Source organism: Flavobacterium sp. JAS, assembly GCF_020991455.1.
Classification (GTDB): Bacteria; Bacteroidota; Bacteroidia; order Flavobacteriales; family Flavobacteriaceae; genus Flavobacterium.
This window is the reverse complement of record NZ_JAJMOX010000006.1, coordinates 186,176-212,565: the sequence shown is the minus strand read 5'-3', so window position 1 is coordinate 212,565 and position 26,390 is coordinate 186,176. Positions and strand designations below refer to the sequence as shown.

General features: G+C 33.4%; 17 protein-coding genes. 3 read left to right on the top strand and 14 right to left on the bottom strand.

The features are described 5' to 3' along the window. Window positions 1–277: 277 nt before the first annotated feature. The 6 genes from LPB88_RS10425 to LPB88_RS10400 form a co-directional block, all read right to left on the bottom strand. The gene (locus LPB88_RS10425; RefSeq protein ID WP_230715239.1) at window positions 278–3,043 is read right to left on the bottom strand and encodes a PD-(D/E)XK nuclease family protein; all 2,766 of its coding nucleotides are present in this window, start codon (window positions 3,041–3,043) and stop codon (window positions 278–280) included. A 63-nt stretch (window positions 3,044–3,106) separates the two neighbouring features. Further along, entirely contained in the window at window positions 3,107–4,558 is a 1,452-nt protein-coding gene (locus LPB88_RS10420; RefSeq protein ID WP_230715237.1) for an OmpA family protein, read from the bottom strand. A 113-nt stretch (window positions 4,559–4,671) separates the two neighbouring features. Beyond that, window positions 4,672–5,865 carry a glycine C-acetyltransferase gene (kbl, locus tag LPB88_RS10415; RefSeq protein ID WP_230715235.1) on the bottom strand — a complete coding sequence of 398 codons (1,194 nt, stop codon included), beginning with the start codon at window positions 5,863–5,865 and terminating at the stop codon, window positions 4,672–4,674. An 81-nt stretch (window positions 5,866–5,946) separates the two neighbouring features. Then, on the bottom strand, window positions 5,947–9,102 hold the full coding sequence (locus LPB88_RS10410) for an exodeoxyribonuclease V subunit beta (protein WP_230715233.1): 3,156 nt from the start codon (window positions 9,100–9,102) through the stop codon (window positions 5,947–5,949). Between the two features lie 185 nt (window positions 9,103–9,287). Further along, a complete protein-coding gene (locus LPB88_RS10405; RefSeq protein WP_230715231.1) occupies window positions 9,288–9,887 on the bottom strand; it encodes a lipoprotein signal peptidase in 600 nt (199 codons plus the stop codon). A 120-nt stretch (window positions 9,888–10,007) separates the two neighbouring features. Next, a complete protein-coding gene (locus tag LPB88_RS10400) occupies window positions 10,008–10,223 on the bottom strand; it encodes a hypothetical protein (protein ID WP_230715229.1) in 216 nt (71 codons plus the stop codon). A gap of 181 nt (window positions 10,224–10,404) precedes the next feature. Between LPB88_RS10400 and LPB88_RS10395 the strand changes: the two genes are divergently transcribed. Then, window positions 10,405–10,761: a roadblock/LC7 domain-containing protein gene (locus LPB88_RS10395; RefSeq protein ID WP_230715227.1), complete on the top strand. Its 357-nt coding sequence runs from the start codon at window positions 10,405–10,407 to the stop codon at window positions 10,759–10,761. A gap of 34 nt (window positions 10,762–10,795) precedes the next feature. Beyond that, entirely contained in the window at window positions 10,796–11,176 is a 381-nt protein-coding gene (locus tag LPB88_RS10390) for a hypothetical protein (protein ID WP_230715225.1), read from the top strand. A gap of 245 nt (window positions 11,177–11,421) precedes the next feature. On the opposite strand, the gene LPB88_RS10385 is transcribed toward LPB88_RS10390, so the two are convergent. The 7 genes from LPB88_RS10385 to gdhA all read right to left on the bottom strand — a co-directional run bounded on the left by LPB88_RS10385 (window position 11,422) and on the right by gdhA (window position 24,024). Beyond that, entirely contained in the window at window positions 11,422–11,802 is a 381-nt protein-coding gene (locus tag LPB88_RS10385) for a TraR/DksA C4-type zinc finger protein (RefSeq protein ID WP_089352199.1), read from the bottom strand. A 10-nt stretch (window positions 11,803–11,812) separates the two neighbouring features. Then, window positions 11,813–15,214: an isoleucine--tRNA ligase gene (gene ileS, locus LPB88_RS10380; RefSeq protein WP_230715223.1), complete on the bottom strand. Its 3,402-nt coding sequence runs from the start codon at window positions 15,212–15,214 to the stop codon at window positions 11,813–11,815. Window positions 15,215–15,417: 203 nt separating this feature from the next. Then, on the bottom strand, window positions 15,418–17,337 hold the full coding sequence (locus LPB88_RS10375) for an Atg14 domain-containing protein (protein ID WP_230715221.1): 1,920 nt from the start codon (window positions 17,335–17,337) through the stop codon (window positions 15,418–15,420). A gap of 55 nt (window positions 17,338–17,392) precedes the next feature. Then, complete coding sequence (locus LPB88_RS10370; RefSeq protein WP_230715219.1) at window positions 17,393–19,285, bottom strand: PQQ-binding-like beta-propeller repeat protein; 1,893 nt, start codon at window positions 19,283–19,285, stop codon at window positions 17,393–17,395. Window positions 19,286–19,403: 118 nt separating this feature from the next. After that, window positions 19,404–20,117: a DNA repair protein RecO gene (gene recO, locus LPB88_RS10365; protein WP_230715218.1), complete on the bottom strand. Its 714-nt coding sequence runs from the start codon at window positions 20,115–20,117 to the stop codon at window positions 19,404–19,406. Window positions 20,118–20,218: 101 nt separating this feature from the next. Beyond that, window positions 20,219–22,501, bottom strand: coding sequence for a T9SS type A sorting domain-containing protein (locus LPB88_RS10360; protein ID WP_230715216.1), 2,283 nt, complete (start codon window positions 22,499–22,501; stop codon window positions 20,219–20,221). 179 nt (window positions 22,502–22,680) lie between these two features. Continuing rightward, window positions 22,681–24,024: an NADP-specific glutamate dehydrogenase gene (gene gdhA, locus LPB88_RS10355; protein ID WP_230715213.1), complete on the bottom strand. Its 1,344-nt coding sequence runs from the start codon at window positions 24,022–24,024 to the stop codon at window positions 22,681–22,683. A 300-nt stretch (window positions 24,025–24,324) separates the two neighbouring features. On the opposite strand from gdhA, the gene LPB88_RS10350 reads away from it, so the two are divergent. Next, window positions 24,325–25,119, top strand: coding sequence for a glutamate dehydrogenase (locus tag LPB88_RS10350; RefSeq protein ID WP_230715212.1), 795 nt, complete (start codon window positions 24,325–24,327; stop codon window positions 25,117–25,119). 84 nt (window positions 25,120–25,203) lie between these two features. Here the strand turns inward: LPB88_RS10350 and LPB88_RS10345 are convergent, their stop codons facing one another. Further along, window positions 25,204–26,346 (bottom strand): cystathionine gamma-synthase, encoded by a 1,143-nt coding sequence (locus tag LPB88_RS10345; RefSeq protein ID WP_230715210.1) that lies wholly within the window; start codon window positions 26,344–26,346, stop codon window positions 25,204–25,206. Window positions 26,347–26,390: the final 44 nt, after the last annotated feature.

Genomic DNA, 26,390 nt, shown 5'->3' with positions numbered 1-26,390 from the left:
AAAAACACAACAAGTCCCAAGAAAACTGCCGTACAAAAGGTCAAAAAATAACTAAGCAGCAAAAGAGGAATCTTTGCTATACCATTGTTTGAATAAAATAAGTACTCATTTTTTCGATACAATTCTTTGAATCCAATACTTACCAAAAAGCCAAAACTTAGAAATAGTATAAAAAAATAATCAAAACCACTCAGCAAAACAACAATACTACAAACGACCAAATTAATTACTAATGTGGATTTAAAAAACTCAAATATGTTATTTACTTTTCTGATCATCAGTCTATTTTTTCTTCAAAAGGAATATTCACATCAAAAATCTCCTTTAACAATACAACGATTTCTTCCAAATAATTGTTCAGGATTTCTTTTCCAACTATCAAGTCAAGCTCTTTTTCTTCTTTAAATCCAAAAGGCAAAAATCCGGACTTTAGGTTTTTAAACGAAATAATTCCAACTTCTACGGGAACATCACCCGCTTCTTTTTCAAACATAAAAGCATACGCCAGGACCTGAATTATTTTATCGTTTTTAATTTCCTGAGTTAATCCGTTCCAAGATTTCAATATTACATTCGTCTTTTCTACTTTACCGGTCTTATAATCGATGATTCTTATTTTTCCGTTACGTAACTCGATTCTATCGACATTTCCTTTTATAAGAACAGGGAATGGCAAATTTGGATGTTTTAGTTCCCTTTCGAAAGTTTTTTCTAAAGCAATAATTTGAATTGCATCTCCATTCTTAATTTCCTCCAATTCCATTTTTAAGAAATTAGAAACATTACGTTTTGCTACTTCAAAAGCCAAAAGATTCCTCCCTTTCTTGATTTCACCTTCTTTATAAACCAATTTAAACTGCTTCAGAACTTCATCATCTAACAATTTAAAACAATTGGAAATGTCTGTTTCAGAAATAAACTTACCAACAAAAGGATCATACAAAGCTTTTAAAGTTTCGTGAATTATAGTCCCCAAAGTGTTTAGCGCAATATTTTCTTCAACCTCTTCTACTTCTCGAATTCGAAGTATTTTTTGAAAATAAAAATCAATCGGATTCCTAATATAACTTGTCAATGCCGAAGGTGAAAAACCAGCAACAGCAATTTCTTTCAACCGTTCCATCACCGCTTCTGACTTTGGGACTATCATGGGTTGATATGCCGTTGTTGGCAAAACCGGATTGTAAATATCAAAAGTAAGATTATGCTTTTTTTGCTTTTCGACTTCAAGTTGCGTGATAAAACGACTTCGTTCACCCGCATCTAATCCATCATTTTCGGTATTATAAATCAGATAAATATTCTTAGCTCTTTGTAATAAATGATAAAAGTGATAGGTATAAATAGCATCTTTTTCTTTGAAAGTTGGCAAACCTAATTCGCGTTTTACATCATAAGGAATAAATGAATTTTGAGATTTTCCGGCCGGAAATTTCCCTTCATTCATAGAAGTAACAATAACAGTATCAAAGTCAAGAACACGACTTTCCAGAACTCCCATAATCTGTAATCCATGCAAAGGTTCACCTTCAAACGAGACTTCGGCTACATCGACAATCTGTTTGTAAATAGCATGCAATGTATCAATATTATCAATATAATGATGCTGCGAATAATAATTAATCAGTTTATTAATAACTTTAAAAACAGAAAAAACAAAAGCTTTTGCAATTTTCTCTTCTTCATTATCATTGCTGAAGTTTTCTTTTATCAAAAGTAAAATCGCAGAAATATTTTCTAAAACCGCCATAGATCCATTCTCCCATTTCAGGAATAATAAACCAAATAAAGTCGAAGACCCCGAATTAAGTTCAAGAATTCTATTATGAGTAATAAATGTATAGTTGTTCTCTTTGATAATCTTTACCAAATTGCCTGCATTTGCGTAAGGCTCTACCAAAGGATGTGTCAAAATATCTAAAACATCTTTATAATAAAAAACATAGCTATCGCCTTTTCGAGAAAGCGCATTAGTATGCATCTTAAATAATTTTGCAATCAATATTTGCGAAGGATTATTTTTTCCTGAATATCCCATTGTTATATTCAATGCTCCAACCGAAGCCGGTAATGAATACAAAATTGGCATCAATAAATTTTCTTCTCCAAGTACAATAGCCACTTTATCCAGCGATGTTGATGGATTATTATTGATTATATTTTCAATAATACTTCCGGCTAATTTTGCCTGACCAATGGTTTTTGGAGTTCCTATAACCTGAATGTTTTTAGACTGCGAAAAATCATCCACAATCCACTCAAAAGGATTCGATTTATAATGTTTCCAACTTTCTTTAAAACGACGAACAAAAAGCCCCGCATCATGATAGGGATCGTTTAGAAAGGTTTGATCAACATCCCAGTAAATCTTTGCCTGGTCCAATGCCAAAAGATGTTGTACAATTCTTTCTTCAGCAGCATTTAAAGCATTAAATCCTGCAAAAACAAAAGTTCTGTTTGAAATGGTATTCGAAAAGTGATTCAAATTATTTACAGCTTCTCTATAAATCAATCCTTGATATCCAATTGCTTTATTTAGCAAATGGTTATATAACGAATCGTAATACAAAGGCAAAAGTTTCCAGAAGTCTATATAATTTTCCAAAAGCTTGGTTTTATCTTCGACTTCAATACCCCACTTTTTAATATCTTCTATATCTTTCAAATAAGACAAAACATGTGAAGGTTCTAAAAGATAACGATCAATTTCATTAAAATCCTGCAGAAGGGTTTTGGCCCAATTTGCAAACAATTCAAATGATTGTTGATGCTGTTTTTCGGTAACAGATAAGTAAACTTCGTAGAACTCAAACAAAAGTTCAATCGAATCTACTGATCTAATTGATGCTACATCTTGCACAAAATCCTCAATACTAACAATCTCAGGAGCAAGAATCGTTTTTTTAGTTTCATTTTTCAATGCTTCTATCAAAAAAACTTTAGCTCTTTTATTCGGTAAAATAATAGTTGTATCAGCAAGTTTAGCCGAATAATCCTGAATTACGACAGCAGCAATTTTTTCTAGAAAAGAAGTATTTATCATTTGATAAAAATAAAAAAAGCCATTCAATTAAGAATGGCTTTTAGTATTTATTTAGAAAGTAAATTAGATTTTACCTTGGTATTTAGAACCAATGTGTCTAATTTCTGTTCTTCTGTTTTGTGCTTTACCAGCAGCAGTTTTGTTGCTTCCAATTGGTTGAGAAGAACCAAATCCTTTAGAAACTAAGTTCTCTGGATTAACTCCTCTTTCAATTAATGCATTCATTACAGCAGCAGCTCTGTCTTCAGAAAGTTTTTGATTCAATTTAGCAGAACCTGTACTATCAGTGTGTCCTTCAACAGAGAATTTCGCGTTTGGATAGTTTTTAAGGATTTCTTTAATTGCATCTAATCTAGCTGGAGTTTCTTTGTCTCCTGTTTTGAAAGTAGCTTTACCTGAGTTAAAGTAAACCGCTCTAGCTTGAACTTTAAGATCTTCTAAAGCTTCAGTAGTTACTTCAGGACAACCTCTGTTAGAAGCAGGACCGTAAACTGTAGGACAATCATCATCTTTATCAGCAACACCGTCTTTGTCAGCGTCTAAGAAAGGACAACCACCATTTTCTTTAGGACCAGCAACTGTAGGACATTTGTCATCTTTATCAGCGATACCATCACCGTCAGTATCAGGACAACCTTTTAAAGCAGCTAAACCAGCAACATCTGGACAAGCATCATCTTTATCAGCAATTCCGTCTCCGTCAGTATCAGGACATCCGTTTAATGCAGCTAAACCAAATACATCTGGACAAGCATCACTAGCGTCAACGATTCCGTCTCCGTCAGTATCAGGACATCCGTTGAATTGTTTTAAACCAGCAACATCTGGACAAGCATCATCTTTATCGTAGATTCCGTCTCCATCAGTATCTTTACCTCCGAATTTGAAAACTAAACCTGCAGTGTGTTGGAAAACAGATCTGTCAAGAGGTTTATCATCATTAGCAGCTACAGCCCATTTGTATTTTGTAGCAAGTTCAAGACCAATAGCATCTGTAAACCAGAAAGTAATACCAGCACCTGGGTTAACAGTTCCAAAACTGTTATCTCCGAAGAAAGTATAACCTCCACCTACAGATAACGAAGGATCAATGATTTTAGATTTGATTAATTCTTGGAAGCTATATTTTACTGTAGCATCAATTCCATAATACATCAAATCTCCAGGATTAGTTACAACATTACCTCTTCCATCATGCCCTGGAGCAGTTGGAGCAAAAGTAACCAATTTATCAATTTTGTTTACAGACCCTTGTAAACCAACAGAAAAACCATGTCCAACATATCTATTTACACCAATGTAAGATAATGAAGGAAGGATGTTCCAGTTGTCTTTTACAGCGAATGGCTGAGAAAAGTGTTGATCAAAGAAACCGCTTCCTGCATTGGAACTGGTTCTTGTATCAACTGCATTAACTCCAAATGAGATAGCCCATGGATTGTTACTGTCTTGTGCGTGAGAACTTAAACCCATCACCATCATCACAGCAACTAAAAGTTTGTTAAGATGTTTCATACTTAATTTTTTTAATTACAATTTAGTTAATTACAAGCAAAAGTAACACCAAATTTTTTAAATACAAAATGAAATGTTAAAAAAAACCTACAAAAATTTCACCAAAGTGGGAATTATATAACTTTTAACATTTGTCCCACTGATATAAAGGCATTTATAGCCTTGTCTAAATGCTCTTTTGTGTGCGCCGCTGACAATTGAACTCTAATTCTTGCCTTTTCTTTTGGAACAACCGGAAAAAAGAATCCAATAACATAAATTCCTTGCTTCAAAAGTTCATTTGCCATCGTTTGCGACAATTTTGCATCATATAACATAACCGGAACAATTGCCGAGTCACCATCAATAATGTCAAATCCGGCTTTTTTCATTCCTTCCTTAAAGTAGTTTGTATTCCACTCTAGCTTATCTCTTAATGTAGTATCTTTCTCTAAAAGCTCAAATACCTTAATAGAAGCACCTACAATTGCTGGTGCAAGTGAGTTCGAAAACAAATATGGTCTTGAACGTTGACGCAACAACTCAACAATCTCTTTTTTTGCTGTTGTATAACCTCCCATTGCACCTCCTAAGGCTTTACCCAATGTTCCTGTTATAATATCAACTCTTCCCATCACACCTTTTGCTTCAAGTGTACCTTTACCAGTAGCTCCAATAAATCCAGCAGCATGACATTCGTCAACCATAACCATTGCATCATATTTATCAGCCAAATCACAAATTTTGTCTAAAGGCGCCACAAGACCATCCATAGAGAAAACCCCATCTGTAACAATTAATTTAAAACGTGCTCCAGCTTCATTAGCTTTTATTAATTGTTGTTCCAAGTCTTCCATGTTGCTGTTTTCATAACGATAACGAGCCGCTTTACACAAACGAACACCATCTATAATAGAAGCATGATTTAAACTGTCTGAAATTATAGCATCATTCTCTCCTAATAAAGGTTCGAAAACTCCACCATTTGCATCAAAGGCCGCTGCATAAAGAATAGTATCTTCTGTACCATAAAAATCAGCAATCTTTTTCTCCAGAGTTTTATGAATATCTTGTGTTCCGCAAATAAAACGAACTGATGACATTCCGAAACCATGTGTATCCATAGCATCTTTCGCAGCCTGAATCACTTCCGGATGAGAAGAAAGTCCTAAATAATTGTTTGCACAAAAGTTCAAAACCTTTTCTCCTGTAGAAATCGTTATCTCAGCATCTTGCGCAGATGTTATGATACGTTCTTTTTTAAAAATTCCATTTTCTTCAATCGTTTGCAACTCACTTTGCAAATGTTCTTTAATTTTACCGTACATTTTTACATATTTAAAACGTTAAAAATTAACTACTTAGCAAAACTTAAGCTACGTTAATCCTTTAACATCTGATTAATTTTTTCACAAATTTACTACATCGATTTCTGTTCCTATATAGACGAGAGCTTTTTTTAACACTTTATAACCTAAATCTTCAATAGCATCCTGATATTCCTGAAGCTGCTGTGTGTATTTAGAATTAGCCGCTCCAGTTTTATAATCCAAAAGGTAAGCCTCATTATTTTTAGAGATCACAATTCGGTCCGGTTTCAAAATCTTTCCTTCTTTTTGAACAATTGTTTGCTCGTTTAAAATTGAATAATTTCCATCAAAGCAAAAACTCAATTCAGAATGATTTACAATTTCTTTTAATGTCTTTAAAACCTGATCAACCTGATCAACTTTAATCAAACCATTCTCAAGAGCTTTTATAACTGCCAAATCAACATCTGATTTATCTTTAACAAAAGCTAAAATCTCATGTACAACATTACCATAAGATATTGCTTCTTGCTGATGTGTTCCCCACATTAAAGCTTCTCGCTGAGCAATTTTTATATTTTTTGGATTCAAAACCTCTGAAACTACAGGAATCGGTTTTACCAAATCAACAGATTTACCCGAAATCGAAAGCCTTGTTTTATTCCCAAAATCATATTCTAGTTTTTCAGGATCATAAATCCCCTGACTAATTAAATATTTAATAAAAAAAGAAGCCATATTATTTGGAAACTCCCCATCTTTTCGTTCTTTTAACGATTGAGAAATGACATACAACTGTTCTTCTGCACGAGTTAACGCCACATACAGAACATTTATATTATCAAGTAGCTCTTCCTGCTTTTTCAAATTAAAAACAACCGAAGCATTTTCTCCAAAACCTTCAACCGCACTACTATTATCAATTAAAGCCTTCGGAACATCTAAATCAACATCTTCTGTATCGAGCCATAATTTATCTTTTGGCTTTCGATTATAATCTTCTTCTGCAAAAGGCATAATAACCACTGGAAACTCCAAACCTTTTGACTTATGAATAGTCATAATTCTCACTGCATTGTTTCCTTCCGGAGACGGAATACTAAATCGTTCACCGTTTTTATCCCAAAAATATAGAAAATCAGCGATTCCGGCTTGATTCCTAATATCTCTTTCTAAAACAATATCAAGGAAAAACTGAATATATCCATTCCCTTCTTCCGGAAGCACAAACTTCGAAATGATAATTTCAACCGCTTCGTACAATGACTTTTTACGAACATTTTCAAAAGAAAGCGAAACATCAAAAGTTAAAAGCCATTTTTCAAAATCAGTTTCAAGTCTTTTTGCCATTCCCATTGCAATAAAATCATGGATTGGCATATTTGTTTCTTTATGAGTTGCCAGGAAATGCAAAAAATTAGCTTTCGATTCTAAATCGGCACTATTATTTAGGTACTTCAGCAAATAAACAATCAATCGAACTTCTGTCGCATTTTGAATCATCAAGGTTTCTGAAGACAAAAGCGGAATATTCTGTTGTGTCAAATAATTTGCAATCGCAATTCCCTGATCTCGTTTTCGAGTCAAAATTACAATGTCTTTATATTCAAAACCTTCACGAATTACTTTTTGAATTGTATTGAGAGTTGCCACAACATAAAGATCTGACTTCTCGACAACTTCTTCTTCATCGGCATCACTTTTCTCAATTATCGGAAGAAAAGAAATATTTACATAACCGCCTTTTTTTGAATTTGAGTTCTGAAAACTATGATTTTCATACAAATCTTTATAATCTTCATTTGTAAATTCAGTTGAAAGCAGTTTAAAAAAAGCATTATTAAAATCAATAACTTCGCTATAACTTCTATAATTTGTATCTAAATGCCTAATTTCTTTATCGGGATTATTGAACGGATTTACATCTTTACTTAACTCGATAAATTGTTCTGCTTTCCCTCCGCGCCAACGATAAATAGATTGTTTAGGATCCCCAACAATCATTAAAGTTCCTTTATTTCCGTAATCATCTAATCCGGAAAGCGAATTATCAATTAACGGAATCAAGTTCTGCCATTGCATCTCTGAAGTATCCTGAAATTCATCTATAAAAAAATGACGGTAACGTTCACCCAAACGCTCATAAATAAAAGGCGCAGGCTGATTCTGGATTTCACGATGAATGATCACATTAAATTCAGATATTGATAAAATGTTTTGTTCAGATTGAATCTTAGCCAACTCATTACTTACTGTATTAAGGAGCGAAAGTGGCGTTATATTTTTTAGAAAGGCTTTGTAAAAATCTCTCTTTTCGAATTTTTTATAGATTTTTTCCAAAGTCTGAAGAAGCTCCGGAATTATATTTTCAATTAAAGCCCTGTCTTTGGCCGTTTTATTAATGGCAATATCATCAAATTCATGAAATGTTTTATTTCTAGGATTAAACTTCCCATCACGAATACTTTCTAAGTGATTCGGAAAAGTTCCCCTTGAAAATGATTTTAAATCAATGCCATTTTTATCAATTAAAGAAAGTGCTTCTGTGGCAAAATTTTCATTTTCAGATTCCAGATCCTTACACAAAACCAGCATTTTCTTTTTTATCTCAACAAACTCTTCAATCGATTTGTCCTGAAAATGCAAAATCTCATTTCGATTATTTTCATTCAAAACCAATCTGCCGGTTTCCAGAATTTCACGCGAAACGTCCCAACTTTTATCGTCGTCGGTTTTCTCCATCGTGAAATCAATTAGCAATTTTGTCAAAGTTTCATCTTGCCCCGCTTGAGCGATAATTGCATCAACAGCCTCAATCAATAAATTTTCAGTATCCAATGTAACTTCAAAAGTCATTGGCAAATTTAAGTCGTGCGCAAAAGCACGAATTACTTTGTGCGTAAATTTATCGATTGTAGAAATATCAAAAGCAGCATAATTATGAATTAGATGCTTGATGATACTTTGAGATTTTGTTTTGATTTTAATTATCGAAAGCCCCGTATCACGAGACAAATCCTCCATTAAATCGACCGCTTTTACAGAAGGTTCGTCTTTTGCAAATTCAGACAAACTCCCAACAATACGGCTTTTCATTTCGTGAACCGCTTTATTGGTAAAAGTTATTGCCAGAATATTTCGATAAGCATCGTTTTTTGGAGAAGAAAGAATAATTTTAAGATATTCTTTAACCAAAGTATAGGTTTTTCCTGAGCCTGCCGATGCATCATATATAGAGAAAGACGGACTTTGCATAGGTTTGGTTTTTCGTACGGTAAAAATAACATAATAAATGTTAAATCCCAATAATGAAAAATTCCAATATCTGCGTGCAGTAAATACAAATCCCCAATAATATAAAATTCCAAATTCCAATATTTGAAGCGTTTATTGCTGCAGATATTGGAATTTGGAATTTTATATTATTGGAGTTTTTTAATTTATGTCGTTTTTGGGAACGCTCTTTTATTGAAAATCAGTAAGATTCCAACTCCTGTGGAAATCGCCATATCGGCTACATTAAAAATAGCATTAAAGAATGCAAAATGTTTACCTCCAAAAAATGGTAACCAAGTTGGAAGGTTTCCTTCCCAAATAGGGAAATAAAACATATCTACAACTAAACCATGAAACCATGACCCGTATGGAGTTGGCGAAAAAAATGTTGCCAGGTTATGCGTACTGTCATCGAAAATTACTCCGTAAAACACCGAATCAATAATATTTCCGGCAGCACCGGCAAAAATCAATGCAATAGCAACAATTAAATAAGTAGACTGACGCTTTTTTATAGTATCAGATAACCAATATCCAATTCCGAAAACAGCAAAGATTCTAAAAACAGTCAAAATCAATTTCCCGTACTCTCCCGGAATCTTAGTTCCCCAAGCCATTCCTTCATTTTCAATAAAATGAATTCTAAACCAATCTGCAATTACAACTTCTTCACCTAAAACAAAGTTTGTTTTTACATAGATTTTCGAAAGTTGATCAACAATTAAAACTAAGAATATAAGGAAATACGCTTTTCGTAATGACATTTCATGAATTTTTGATGCGCAAAAATAACAATTTAATCAAAAAAAACGCCCCTAGTAGAGCGTTAATTCTTTTGTAATAAAATCAAACTGGGTTTAGCTTAGTTTTAATTCCCGATAAGCCTATTTCTTTACAACTGGTTTAGCTGGTGTTTTTGGGCTATCAGCAAAGAAATCTGATATCGACTTAAGCAATCCTTTACCCTCTTTTCCTGCGACAGCTTTTTTGGCCTCAGCCTTTTTTACATCAGCCTTGAATTTAATACGAATCTTTTCAAATTCTTTCATTCTATGCTCAACATCAGAACTAACCTCTTTAAATTTCAATACTTTAGCCATAGTACAAGTTGTTTATAGTAAATAATAAAATTATTAATGTTTTGGTATTACAATGATACATAATTTAATTTATATTTGTTAATAAAAATTAACACTTGTTTAGCTAAAAAAGCTATATTTATCACTCATAAGACACGATAATGAATTATTTTCAACAACTCTCCTAAATCCTACAAAATATATGAATGAAATCACTACTACCTTAAACGCTTTTTTAGTTAACACAAAAGCTAGCGCTGCATTAATTCTAAATGGAAAAGGAAAACTAATCACATCTCTTCATCTCGATTACGGAGACAGCATTGCAGCAATGAGTGCAGCAATTTTATCTATGAGCGAAAAATTTTTAATCGATTTAGACAAAGGCGCGTTAAAACAACTTTTTTTAAGAACCTCTGAAGGTGTTGTTATTGGAAATAAAATAAGTGGTACAAATTTTATAATTGCTTTTTCTAAAGACGGAAGCAATCTTGGTTTATTAATGCGATCAACCGATGAAGTAGCAACCGAATTAAGTAAGAATTCCCTATTAAAATAACATAAATCTATTAACCCAACAAACCCACTAAATTATGAGCAACGACTTCTTAAACGTGTTTTTAAATGAGATGAAAACTAACGTAAACGGTTTTATAGCAGTAGCTGTAACCGAAATTGAATCAGGATTAAGCTTTGGTAACTTAACAGTAGAACCTGGTTTTGACCCTGAACTTGCAGCAGCTTACAATCTAGAAGTTGTAAAGGCAAAATTAAGCGCCGTTAAAGCGTTAAATTTAAACCAGGAAATTGAAGATATTTTGATTACACTTTCTAATCAAATTCACATTATCGACATTTCGCCAAACAAAAAATTCATGATTTATCTTGCGGCAGACTCTACTAAAGCAAATTTAGGAATGACAAGAGCTATTTTAAGAAAACACAAATTAGAACTAGAGAAAAACTTAGCTTAATCTCTGTTTTCATTAATTAGAACTGTTCAGATTATGGACAGTTCTAATTAAAATATAACATTCAAACTTCAATTCTCCTGTTTTTTACTCTTCTTACAAAAAAAGCACCTGATAATTTCGCTTATTTTGAATAATTATAAACAATTTCTCTCAAAAATAAAAAGCTCAATCTTTAAACAGCCTCGCAAAAGATTAAACAAAAAAAACGCCCCTAAAAGGAGCGCTTATTTTAATTTAAAGATATATTATCGTTGCAAATTTTTAGCTTCGATACTCATTGTAGCATGAGGAACGATTTTAAGCCTTTCTTTGCCAATTAATTTACCTGTTACTTTGCAAATACCATACGTTTTGTTTTCAACACGGAATAAGGCGTTTTTTAGGTCGCGTATAAACTTCTCTTGTCTGATTGCTAACTGTGAGTTAGCTTCTTTAGACATTGTTTCGCTTCCTTCTTCAAATGCCTTAAAAGTTGGAGAAGTATCATCTGTTCCGTTATTCAAATCGTTCATGTAAGCACTTTTTATTAAATCCAGATCGGCTTGTGCTTTTTGTATTTTAACTTGAATTATTTCTTTGAACTCTGCTAAATCAGCATCAGAGTATCTTGTAATTTCATCTATCATGGTATTTATATTATTTTGAAATTAATATCAATGTTTTAATATCATCAAATTCAATTTCTGTGCCGTTTTCTAAAGCGTCAACAAAAACCAAATCTTCTGTTAATGTCTCAGACTTAATATAGTCTTCATTTTTCAGAATTGCTTCTTCTAAGATACCGCTTCTTTTTATTTGAATTTTTATTTTATCAGTAACTTCAAATCCAGAATCTTTACGGATATTTTGAATCCTGTTTACTAATTCTCTTGCGATACCTTCGTTTTTCAATTCTTCAGAGATTGTAATATCAAGCGCAACTGTTATTCCGTTTGAGTTTGCAACCAACCAACCTTCAATATCCTGAGATGTTATTTCGACATCTTCTAATGATAAAGTTACATTATTTCCAGCAATAACAATATCTAGCGTGCCTTGCTTGTCTAACTGGTTAATCTGATCCGCCGAAAAAGACTGTATTTCTTTGGAAATCAGACCCATATCTTTTCCAAAACGTGGTCCTAATGCCTTGAAATTAGGCTTAATTTGTTTTACCAAGATACCAGAATCGTCATCTAAAAGTATGATTTCTTTAACGTTTACTTCTGCTTTTACAAGCTCAGAAATAGCTTCAATTTCAGCTCTCTGATTTTCGTCAAGTACCGGAATCATTACCTTTTGCAACGGTTGACGTACTTTAATCATTTCTTTCTTACGAAGCGATAAAACCAAAGACGAGATGGTTTGCGCTTTCTGCATTTTGCTTTCTAACGTTTTATTAACAAAGTTTTCGACAAATTTTGGGAACTCAGCCAAGTGAACACTGGTGTATTGCTCGGTTTGTGTCGAAATCGTTAAATCGCGGTACAGTTTATCCATGAAAAAAGGAGCGATCGGCGCGCTTAATTTACTTATTGTCAATAAACAAGTATAAAGCGTTTGATAAGCTGCAATTTTATCGTGTGCATATTCTCCTTTCCAGAAGCGACGACGACATAAACGAACGTACCAGTTACTCAAATTCTCCTGAACAAAGTCAGAAATAGCCCTTGCTGCTTTCGTAGGCTCATAATCCTGATAACATTCATCAACAAATTTTATTAATGTATGTAATTCAGACATGATCCATTGATCAATCTCCGGTCTTTCGTTTAACGGAATTTCCGCTTCAGCGTATTTAAAACCGTCAATATTGGCATATAACGAGAAGAATGAATAAGTATTATATAGTGTTCCGAAGAATTTACGACGAACCTCAGCAATTCCTTCAAGATCAAATTTTAAATTGTCCCAAGGATTTGCGTTCATAATCATATACCAACGTGTGGCATCAGGACCATATTGTTCAATAGTTTTAAAAGGGTCTATAGTATTCCCTTTACTCTTAGACATTTTTATTCCGTCTTTATCTAAAACTAAACCATTCGAAACTACATTCTTATAAGCTACTTTATCAAAAACCAAAGTTCCGATTGCGTGTAACGTATAAAACCATCCACGAGTCTGATCGACACCTTCTGCAATGAAATTTGCAGGGAAATCTTTATTCTCGTCAATTTTATCTTTATTCTCAAAAGGATAATGCCATTGGGCGTAAGGCATTGCTCCTGAATCAAACCAAACATCAATTAAATCACTTTCGCGCTTCATTGGTTGGCCTGAAGCCGAAACTAAAGTTATTTGATCGACTACATTTTTATGCAAATCGATTAAATCATAATTAGATTCAGACATATTTCCGATTTCAAAACCTTTAAACGGATTTTCTTTTTGAAAACCTGCTTCGATAGATTTTTCGATCGCATTGTACAATTCTTCAACAGAACCAATAAGAACTTCTTCTTTTTTATCTTCTGTTCTCCAAATTGGCAACGGAATACCCCAATATCTAGAACGAGATAAATTCCAGTCGTTGGCATTTTTCAACCAATTTCCAAAACGTCCTTCACCAGTAGACTTAGGTTTCCAATTGATAGTTTCGTTCAGGTCGAACATTCTATCTTTTACATCGGTTACTTTAATGAACCAAGAGTCTAGTGGATAATATAATAACGGCTCATCAGTTCTCCAGCTGTGTGGATAACTATGTACGTATTTTTCTACCTTAAAGGCTTTATTTTCTTCTTTTAATCGAATAGCAATTTCAACATCTACAGAACGCTCTGGCGCCTGACCTGCATCATAATATTCATTTTTCACATATTTTCCGGCAAGATCACCCATATGTGAAGTAAATCTTCCTTGTAAATCTACTAAAGGAACTGGTGTTCCACTTTCGTCCAAAACCAACATTGGCGGCACTTCCGGCTTAGCTTCTTTTGCTACTTTAGCATCATCTGCACCAAAAGTTGGAGCGGTATGCACAACTCCTGTTCCGTCTTCTGTCGTAACGAAATCTCCGGCAATTACTCTAAATGCATTTTCCGGATTTTGATAAGGTAATACGTATGGCAATAATTGTTCGTAACGAATTTCTACTAAATCAATTCCTTTCGCTTCCGCTAAAATTTTATACGGAAGTTGTTTGTCGCCATTTTTTACTTTGTCAAAATCAGCATCATCTTCACTTGCAAAAAATCCTTTTCCGAATTGTTTTCCAACTAAATTTTTAGCTAAAACAACATTGATTGGCTCAAAAGTATATTGATTGAAAGTTTTTACTAAAACGTAATCGATTCTAGGTCCAACTGTCAAAGCTGTATTTGACGGCAATGTCCAAGGAGTTGTCGTCCAAGCCAAGATATGAATATCACCAAAACCTTGTAAAAAGCTTGGCAATGTTACCGGCAAAGTTTTAAATTGTGCTACAATCGTAGTATCCGTAACATCTCTATAAGCTCCTGGCTGATTTACTTCGTGAGAAGACAATCCTGTTCCTGCTTTTGGAGAATATGGTTGAATCGTGTATCCTTTGTATAACAAACCTTTATCATAGATTTGTTTCAAAAGCCACCAAACAGACTCCATATATTTTGGTTTATAAGTTACATACGGATCTTCCATATCTACCCAATATCCCATTTTTTCGGTCAAATCATTCCATACGTCAGTATAACGCATTACGGTTTTTTTACACGCTTCGTTATATTCTTCGATCGAAATTGTTTTACCAATATCTTCTTTTGTAATTCCAAGTTCTTTTTCGGTACCCAATTCTACAGGCAATCCGTGAGTATCCCAACCCGCTTTTCTTTTTACCTGAAAACCTTTTTGAGTTTTATATCTGCAAAAAATATCTTTAATCGCACGTGCCATCACGTGGTGAATTCCCGGTAATCCGTTTGCTGAAGGCGGACCTTCAAAAAATACGAAAGGCTCTGCTCCTTCGCGAGTAGTTACACTCTTTTCAAATATATTTTCTTTCTTCCAAAAATCAAGTACTTCTGACGCTACTGTTGGCAAGTCAAGTCCTTTGTATTCAGTAAATTTTGTGCTCATTTTATCCTTTTCTTAAACGAGGTGCGAAAGTAAGGAATTTTGGATTATTGACCATCAATTTATTGAAATTTCACAAACTTTTGTTGAGATAATAGATACAAAAACAAAAGAATTGATTAGTTTCTGGTACTAATCTCAAAATTTTGAGTTAATAATCCAAAAACCAATCAATTCTTGTTATTCTTTTTTTAGAATGTAAAAGACTATTTAAAACTTCCGAAATAAACTTCTTTCATGAAAATTCTATTTCCAAAAACAGCATTTACTTCGACTTTTTCACGATTTTCCTGATAGGAAGTATCTCCGTAAAAATCTTCTATTTCATAATTAATTTTATGCGGAATTTTTCCTGAATTTAAAGTTGCTACAGGGCGATAATCTTTGAAAAGCTTTCGCTCAAAAAAACTTTTATTCCCGTCATCAAATTCTGTTCTTTCTGTTGCAACAATCGAGAAATCCTCTTTATCAACAAAAAGATGATAATCTGTTTTAGGAATGGTTCTATTGCTTGTGTTTAAGGTTTTTTCGAAATAATTAAAATGATAACACAATTTTCCGTCAACCATTTCGTCTTGCAACAGCTCTAGCTTATTCCATAAATCAAGTCTAAAAGCAGTTAAAAAATTGACCGGATCCAAATTTGCCGAAAGATTACTGTACGTGTATGTTGGCAATTTTGCCCATTTGGCTTCCACTCCGCTTTCGCGATCACTATGACTCCATGCTTCTGGCCCATTTACGATTTCATAATAGGTTTCCGGCATTTTCTTCTTCAAAAGATAATTTGATGTCGTTGCCCATCTTTCTTCTGTGTGAGGTATATTGCTATCTTCTAAAGTAAGCTTAGAGATCAAATGCGTTTTCTCTACTTTTTTCAAAACATCACTTCCTCCTAAATTGGCAATGATTTTCGCTAACAAATCCGGATTAGATTGATAGGCAATAGAGTCAAGCATATTCTCTCTTTGAATTTTACTTTTTTCTAAGGCTGCAGCTCTATTTTCTTTTTCAAGATTCCAATCAGCTTCCTGACGGTCAATTTTCTCAAAAAAAGCTAATCTTAATTCTTCTTTTTCTTCGGCAATTTTTAAACCTAATTTTTTAAGCTCTGCAAAACGAGGTGTATGGCTTCTTATTTTTTTATCTGCAAAAAAGCCTTGATTAACTCTTTCGATAATTGTAGATCCTCTCGAATCTTGTTTGTCATTTTCAATTAATAAATTGGCATACTGCAAAGCTTTTTCTTTGTTTTCAAGTAAAAAATAAATTTCAGCCAAATTGTTGGTAACTATAAAACGAATATCTTCATTTGCCGGAGAAAGCGGGTATTTAACCAACAAGCTTTCTAAATACTGCAAATGTGGTGTTAGTAATTTCTCGTCTAAACCTTTCTCAAGAGTTACTTTCTCCATCTGAGCTGTAATTTCAGTCTCAAAGGCAAGCATTTGTTTGTATTCTGAATGTCCTTTTGAAGTTACAAACTCAAATTTTTCCTTTACTACATCAGTTGAATACCCAAATTTATAATTTAAAAAATCCTGGATTCTTATTGCTGCTTTGTAGACAACATTATCAAACCCAAGTCCCACATCACTGTAATCTGAGTCCTTAACCGCTGCCTTTACTTTTTTGTCATGCTCTGAGGCTGCAATTTTCAAAGCGCCCAAACTATTTCCCACACTTACTGAATAGGAATCTGAACCTCCAAAATCCTTAGTCAATATAATTTTATCGCCATACTTAACATCCAGTTTTACATTATTTATATAGTTAGAATGCGCATTATAAGTCCAACGATTTTTATCCTTATCATACACACTATCAATTTGAGTGTCTGTATATCTGGGCATAGCAAAGGTCAAATAAAGCTTAAGCTTTCCGTTTACCGGATCTTTTATAAATCCATCAATATTAAAAAAATCCTTCTTTAAATTAGTTTCTTCTTCCTGCAGCGATTTATCCATTTGGTAAAAAGCCGTTTGCGTTAATACGTTATCAAGTGCTGGAAACTCTGAATATCTAATTACCGGAATTTTAAATTTCTTTGTTTTTGAATTTATTTTTTCTTGTGCCTGAATCGAACCAATTACAAGCAAAGCAATTAAGAGTAGTATTTTTTTCATAGGCAAAAAAAAGCCATCAGAAATAAATCCTGATGGCTTTGGGGTTTTATTGTTCTTATTTTTTATTAAAGATCTGAATAGATTTATCCGAAACATAAAAAATGTTTTGTGTTGCAGGATCTACTTCATAAACCGGTTTATTGTTTGTAAAAATAATTTTATCAACCTCAACTCCGTCTACTTTACTCACTTTTACAAGAATTTTTTCTCCAGTCTCTGCTTTTGCAAAAATATAAGAGTAATCTCTGTTTTGCTTCATTGCATTAAAACGAGAATTAAATTTAGCTGCGACAATACCAAGAGCTACAGATCCGGCTGCATAAGCGTTTGCCTGATCTTTATTCGTTTGATCTTCTTTCTTCAAAACTGAAGTTCTCATATTTCCATCAGAATCACGGTAAGTCATTGTTACTTCTGAACCTTTAACGTCGCTTACTCCTGAAGCAACTCCTAAACCGATACTTCCAACAATGGCAGCACTTTTTATAAGACGTCTTGTTCCTTCTCCAGGTTGTGTATAAGTAAGGTGATATTTGATTGTTCCATCCATATTAACTCCCATTACTTCAAGTGGTCCTGAAAGCACAACTCCCCAAGGGAATAATTCGATACTGTTTAATTCTTTTTCTTTTTTGATATTTACTTTAGCAAATGGCTCTGGCTTATCACTAATGCTTGGATCAAATTTGTATAATTTCTCGTCATTATATACTAAGTAAGAATTTGTAGCTTCGTCATAAGTTGGTAAAACCGGACGGTCTTTATCAAATTGAATATTACGTTTCCAAAGTTTAGCTCCAGTTTTGTAGTCAACCATGTTTCCGTAAGTTCCTGTAAGGTACATTACTTTTTCACCAACTTTTCCTAAGTAGTAAATTGGATCTTCTTTATCATCAGAAATTTCGATGAATTTTTTCCAAAGTTTCTCTCCGTCTTTGTTGATCAACATCATTTCGTTTTCAGCAACATATAAGAAATCCTGATCGATTGGAATTACTCTTTTCAAACCATCTCCACGTGCATCTTTTTTCCAGATTTTTTCACCTGTTTTTAGGTCAAAAAAGTTAAACCCACTATAATGAGCTACTAATATTTTTGTTCCCCAATCTTCAAGATAAACAACTCTTTTTGTTTTGATTGATTCTTTCCAGATACTTTTTCCTGTTTCTGTATTCAAAACATTCAAATATTGTTTATTCGAAAAAGTTCCAGTGTTATTCACTACAACAATATTTTTATCATTTTGAGTTAAAAAGAATTTTGAATAATCTTCTTCTCCTTTCCAGTTTAACTTTCCGGTAGCTCTATCAAACGAATATAATTTTCCGTACAATAAATAGTAAATTACAGATCCGTGTACTGTAGCAACGTTTGTATTTACTGACTCTCTAAAAGAGAAGCTAAATAATGACTTCGCTTTATCTACAGTAGTATTCCATTTTAATTCGCCAGTCGTCATATCCAATAATGCAATTGCCATGTCGCCATCTTTTTTCAAAGTAAGCAAATACTCATTTGTCTCAGGAATAAAATCTGATTGCGTTACCCAAAAAGATTCTTTTGATGAGTTATAAACCACTTTACCAGTATCAGTATTAATGATAATGTACTTATTATTAATGTAAGCTTCAACATAAGGGCTTCCGGCAACGCTAGTTAAAGCACTTTTATCATCAAAAAGCTTTGTAAGATCAGTATCGCCTATGATAGTCAATGCTGATTTACCTCCAAAATCATCTTTGGTCAAAGTCCATACAACTTTTTTAGTTTCAGGATCTAAACCTTTAATCGTTCCTCCTTCATTAAAAACAACAATTCCTGTAATTCCATTTTGTACCATATCTTGTACAGCATTCTCTGTCTTAACTATTTCGTCATATTTCCTTTGGGAAATAGCCGAAACGCTGACTAATAAAAGTAAAATAATCGAAAACGTAATTTTCTTCATGGTAGTTTTTTCTTTAAAATTTTAATAATTAGGCTGGGGATCTTTTTATGGAATTAACTTATTAAAAAATAATTTAATAAAAATTCACTGCACAAATATATAAAAATAGGATTCGATTTTAAGAAAATATTTCCCTCAAAACGTCTAAGGATTTTGGCTTTTTGAAACCGTCTAAATGGAAGCTGTAATAATCAATCAGAATCTTTAATAAAGCCTGTCTTTCGACCACATTAAAGACTTTATGAGCGTTGTCGAATTTCAAATCTATTAACTTTTTAAACAGGTTTGTTTCGTGTTCTGTAAGTGCACTTAAGCCGTGAAAAGGTGTAAAAATACCTTCTATCATTTCAAAATAAGGCAAATTAATCTCTGAATCGTCCGGATAAAATCCTAAATATTTGGTAGCTTCTAAAAGTAATATTAAATGAAAATTAGAAATTTCATCATGATGGTCAAGCCATGTCAAAGCGGTTTCTAGAAAAACAAAAAGGGATTCGTTTTTTTCTTCTTCCTGAATGGAATAATGCAACATTTCGGACAGAAACATTACCATCGTACTTTTGACCAGATCAGTATGAATACTCTGAAAAGGAACAGCAACTTTAATTTCTTTAAAGTTTTCCAGAGTGCCTTTATTTTTATGAACCGCTTCAATTTCAAGAATAGACAAGGGTTGGAAGTAAGCAATTTTCTGACTTGCCTTTCGACTCGAAAAAGCATCGCGCACAAAATAAGATTTCAAGCCATTTGAAAGCGTAAAACACTTAACGATCAGACTTTTTTCCTGAAATTTTAATGACGAAATTACTATTGCTTTGGTTTTGACAAGCACTATTTAGATTATTAGATTGTTAGACTTTTGACTATATAAATTCACTTAGATTATTCAGACTACAACAATTATCTAATTATCTCAATTGCCACATTATCTAATTACCTAATTATCATTACTTTTTTAACTTTGGTTTCGCTGCCATCTTCGGCAGAGATAAAAACCATATAAACTCCCGAAGCTACTTTATATCTGCCAAAAGCAGTTGTATCCCATTCTATCGTTCCTCCTGTCGAAGTGGTTTCGTAAACTAAATTACCTTCGATATCTGTGATTTTTACATTGGCTTTATCAATTAATCCGGCCACTTTTACTGTTCCCGAAAAGTTTGGACGAACGGGATTTGGATAAATATATACGTTATTCAAATCTTCGTTGGCGCCTGTTGCAATTCCTTTAAAAGAAATCATTCCTTTTGTTGTTGCAATAAAAACTTCGCCCGTTGCACTATTAATTTTAACATCGTTTATGGCATTACTTGGCAACGGAGAATTGCTTATCGTAAAATGATATTTTGTTTCCTGACCGTTTGGCGATACCATAAAAATTCCGGAATCAGCCGTACCAATCCATTTGTTGTTTGATCCGTCGACTGCGATTGAAGTAATAAACTGCTCGTACAATAATTCCTGAGGCAAATTATCTTCCATTATAATAATAGGATTTGCTTTTAACTGGCTTTCTGTTTGAAAACTTCCAACATTAGATAAAACTCTTAATCCTTTTGTTGTTCCTATCCAAAGCTGATTTTTAGTATCAAGCGCCACAGATCTCACATCGGCAATTGGTAAATTCCCTAAATCTGCACCAAAAGTCATTTTTTTGAATGTATTTGTACTTTCATTAAAACCAATTACTCCATCATTGCTCGTTGAAATCCATTTTGTGTTATTTTTATCAATAACAATATTGGCATAACTCGTCGTTTCTGCATTATTAAGAATTAAACTTGTGGCATAACTTCCCCATTGACCATTTGCTTTTAAAACCTTCAAACCGTTCTTAATTCGGCTATTGGTTACCCATAAATTACCAGATTTATCAAAAGCAGTTCCGTTAATACGAACATCTATATAATTTGGCCCTTCGTAGGCTATAGACTCTAATCCGCTATTTTTTTGATTGTATAAAAAATTCGGAACATCATCTTCTATTTTTAATAGTCCTGAAAAAAAAGAACTGGCATAAACTTGTTTTTCATTGGCAGGATTCACAATAACCCGGGTTATCGACTGTGCATCATAAACTTCTGAATACGGAATATTCAACCAACCTGATGTATTGTATTTACTAACGCCATAACTGTCTAATGGATATGGATTATAATAGGTATCATAATCTCCATAAACTGCCCAAAGCGCATTTGGAGTAACATCTAATGAGAAAACATTATTTCGGATTGGCCCCGTTGGTGTATTTTCTGTAAAAGCCGAAATTCCTGCAAGCGTCGAGGAGAATAATCCTTTTTCTTTTGTTCCAATATAAATTAAATCGCCAACAGCCGTTGTACAGGTAAAATTTAAATTATTGCTCAAAACCTGCGTATTTGTAATTTGACGACTCAAAACCATTTGATTGTTATAGACGTAAACCGAATTTGGTATGGTAATAAACAAATTATGATTTTTGGCTCTCATATCTGTAGAAGGCTGTGGAAGCTGTAAAAACCCAATAAATGTACTGGAGTTAAAACGATGAATATAACCGCTTGAATTTATAGCTATAAGTTCTGTATCTAAAGTTTCGACACTTGACCAATCTCCCGGATTTACAATAGTCCATTGTTTATAATCAATCAGATTTGCATTTGTACTATCGGCTTTTCTAATACCGCTTGAAGTTGCGGCGTAAATAAATCCGTTAAAAAAAGTGGTTTGTTTTACGCTGATTTCCGCGCCATTGTCTCCAATAAAATAAGTATCTCCAAATTTCGAAGTCGTCAAATTAAATTGCACGATTCCGAAATCGCAAGAAACATAAAGCAAACCATTGTGCTCCATAAAATGATTCACTTTTTTAAGATTTGCAGGTAGTTGTTTATTAATGATATCAACTACTTTTAGCATACTCCCATCGGTTTCATTGACAACGATAATCAAACCGTTTTCGTAACCTACAATAGTTTTTTTGAATGCTTCACTATAATAAACTGCCGAAATAGTCTGACCAGAAAGTCCGTCGACTGTAGTAGTTGTTTTAACAACATTTGTAGCTGCATTTTTAGTGAATAAAGCATTCTCTGAAGCAGCAAAAACCGTGGTCGAAGATTCTGAAATATCTTTTATTTCGTTAAACGAAAAATAACCTTGCCAAGACAATTTACTTTGCGCAAAACTAAATTGAAACAACAATAAAAATAAAATATACAGAAAGCTTCTCTTCATTATTTAATGTATTCGGATAGACAAATATACTACAAACGAAAGTATTTGATTTTTGTTCTTCTTTAAAATAAAAATCATTTTCTTTCTATATAGATTCGCCAGGAATTCGTGGCGAAAAACAAAAAAGCCCTCATCTTTCGTTTCCGATAGATGAAGGCTTCTTAAATTTTGATTTATTATTATACTACACCTTGTGCAAGCATAGCATCGGCAACTTTAACAAATCCGGCAATGTTAGCTCCTTTAACGTAGTTAACATAACCATCTTCACCAGCACCGTATTTTTTACATTGGTTGTGAATTCCAACCATGATATCTTTTAATCTTAAATCAACTTCTTCACTTGTCCAGTTTAGACGAATTGAGTTTTGAGTCATTTCTAATCCAGATGCAGCAACTCCACCTGCGTTTGCAGCTTTTCCAGGAGCAAATAATACTTTATTGTCCAGGAATAATTTAATTGCATCAAGAGTAGATGGCATATTTGCAGCTTCAGTTACACACAAAACACCATTATCAATAAGTTTTTTTGCATCCTCTCCTGTTAACTCATTTTGAGTTGCACATGGAATAGCAATATCAACTTTTACTTCCCATGGGCTTTTTCCTTTATGGAAAATAGCGTTTGGATATTTATGAGTATAAACTTCAGCTCTGTTATCACCAGTTGCTCTCATTTCTACCATGTGTTCGATTTTCTCTCCAGAGATACCTTCTTCATCATAAATATAACCATCAGGTCCAGAAATAGTAACTACTTTTCCTCCTAGTTCATTTATTTTTAAAGCAACACCCCAAGCCACATTTCCAAATCCTGAAATTGCCACTCTCTTACCTTTAATTTCATGTCCGATAGTACGCAACATTTGATCAGTAAAATAAACAACTCCGTATCCTGTAGCCTCAGGACGTATTAACGATCCTCCGTAAGCAATTCCTTTACCGGTTAAAACACCTGTAAATTCGTTTCTGATTCTTTTGTATTGACCAAATAAATATCCGATCTCTCTGGCTCCAACACCAATATCTCCAGCAGGAACATCTAAGTCAGGCCCGATATGACGACATAACTCAGTCATAAACGATTGACAAAAACGCATTATTTCTCCATCAGATTTTCCTTCCGGATCAAAATCAGAACCTCCTTTTCCACCACCCATAGGAAGTGTTGTAAGACTATTCTTAAAAACTTGTTCGAAAGCTAAAAATTTTAAAACTGATAGATTTACCGAATGATGAAATCTAATTCCACCTTTGTACGGTCCAATTGCAGAATTCATCTGAATTCTAAAACCTCTGTTTACAATTATCTCTCCTTGGTCGTCCACCCACGGAACTCTAAATATTATAGAACGTTCTGGTTCAGCTATTCTAAGAAGCAAATTCTTACCGTCGTATTTTTTTCTTTCTGCAATAAATGGAATTACCGTTTCTGCAAACTCTCTTACGGCTTGAAGAAACTCAGGCTCGTTTGGATTCTTTGACTCTACAAGAGCCATAAACTCATTTATTTTTTGTTCCATTTTGAAATAAATTATTTTATTTTTCTGCTCAACTATATATACGATAACGTTTAGAGAAAACGTTTTCGTAATAACACACAAAGATACAGTAAATTGTTATTTTTTCACATCTAGGCAGTAGATTTGTTTATTTTTCAAACATTGATTAAAATAACATTTACACTTCTAAGTTTACATCAAATTAACATAGTTAAAGTTAGTAAATTAAGTATTTTATTACTTATTTTCTAATAGCATAATTTAATATTTTGAATCGACCATGTTTTTTATATATTTGCCTAGATTAGAAAGCCCAAAACTATGCTTAAACCAGTAATTACCACTCTATTTGCCATATTTGGCATATCTACTATTGTATCTGCACAGTCCGATTTAGCACAAGAAGTAGGAATAATATTAGGACCTGTAGTTTTTCAATCTGATTACGGTCAAAGAAACGACTTTGACACAAATGTCGGAAACGTCGGATTTGGCGTTGGAGTTGTACACTTTTTAAATTTTTCAGCCAATAACAACAGAGAAAATTTTTTTACAGAACATTTCAAAGTAAGATCTGAGTTGTCTTTCAACACAACCAAATTAGAACATTTTGGAGAATGGGTAGAAAGAGAAAAAGTCAAGAACCTTGTGCAACATCTTAGAGCGATGCACGGCACTTCTACTTTAGTCAATCTTGGAGCTCAATTAGAATATTCTCCGTTTATGAAAATTCATGCTTTCGAAAACACAATTGGCGGCGTTAGCCCTTACGTGAGTTTAGGTTTTCAGGTTAGTTATTACTCTACCAAAATTGATTCAAGAATAGGTACTTTAGGACTTCCACAAACTACTTTCTACAAATACTTAACTCCTTCAGACGGTCGTCCATATGGATTTTCCAGTGAATCGGGAATAGTAGCATCAGTAACAGCAGGTGTCGGAATTCATTACAAACTGACCACAATGAGTGATCTGATGTTCGAAGCCCGTTATCAAGGATTTAGTTCTGATTGGGTTGATGGTTTAAATCCTAATAAAGATCTTTATAAAGAAAACAAATCAAACGATTCCCAAGTTTGGTTTAACGTAGGATACATTATGTACCTAGAATATTAAAGAAATTCCAAAAATAAAAAAAATCCCAAATTCCAAAATCATTAAGATTGGAATTTGGGATTTTTTTATTGTGAGATTTAATTTTTAAGCTAAAGCTTGTTCTAAATCTGCGATTAAATCTTCGGCATCTTCAATACCAACGCTCAATCGAACCAAATCGTCAGTAATACCAACTTCTGCTCTTTTATCAGCCGGAATAGAAGCGTGCGTCATTAAAGCAGGATGATTTGCCAATGACTCAACTCCTCCAAGAGATTCTGCCAAAGTAAAAACTTTTAGTTTCTCTAAAAATGCAATTGAATCTTCTTTCTTTCCTGATTTAAAAGTAAACGAAACCATTCCGCCAAAAGCTTTCATTTGCTTTTTAGCAATTTCATGAAATGGATGACTTTTTAAACCCGGATAATAAACCGTATTTATTTTTGGATGTTTAGTCAAATATTCCACCACTTTTTCTCCGTTTTCACAATGTCTTTGTACTCTTAATGAAAGTGTTTTGATTCCTCTTAAAACCAAGAAACTATCCATTGGTCCAAGTGTCGCTCCGGTTGCAAATTGCTGAAAATGCAATTGATCTCCTAAAGCCTCATCTTTTACAATTAAAGCTCCGGCAATAACATCAGAATGTCCGCCAAGATATTTTGTAGCAGAGTGCATAACGATATCCGCTCCTAAATCAAGAGGTTTTTGCAAATATGGTGTTGCAAAAGTATTGTCTACAGCAAACAAAATATTATTCGCTTTAGTGATTTTTGCCACTTCTTCGATATCTGCCAATTTCATTAACGGGTTTGTTGGTGTTTCTACCCAAACCAATTTTGTGTTTTCATTAATTAAAGATTTCAATTTTGCGATATCAGTCATATCAACAAAATGAAATTTAATCCCTGAATCTTTATAAATTCTAGAGAACATTCTATAAGTTCCACCATATAAATCATCCATAGCAATGATTTCATCACCCGCTTTAAACGATCTTAGAATACAATCTGTTGCTGCCAAACCAGATGAAAAAGCCAATCCGCGCGTACCATTCTCAATACTTGCCAAAGCATTTTCTAAAGCTGTACGAGTTGGATTCGACGCTCTGCTGTATTCATAATCCGCCAAAGGTTTTCCCGGACTTGTCTGAATAAATGTTGAAGTTTGATACACCGGAGGCATAACGGCCCCTGTACTTGGGTCATGATGCTGACCGCCATGTATTACTTTAGTATTGAATTTCATATAGTTATAAATTTTTAATGCTTAATTGTGGTACAAATTTACCG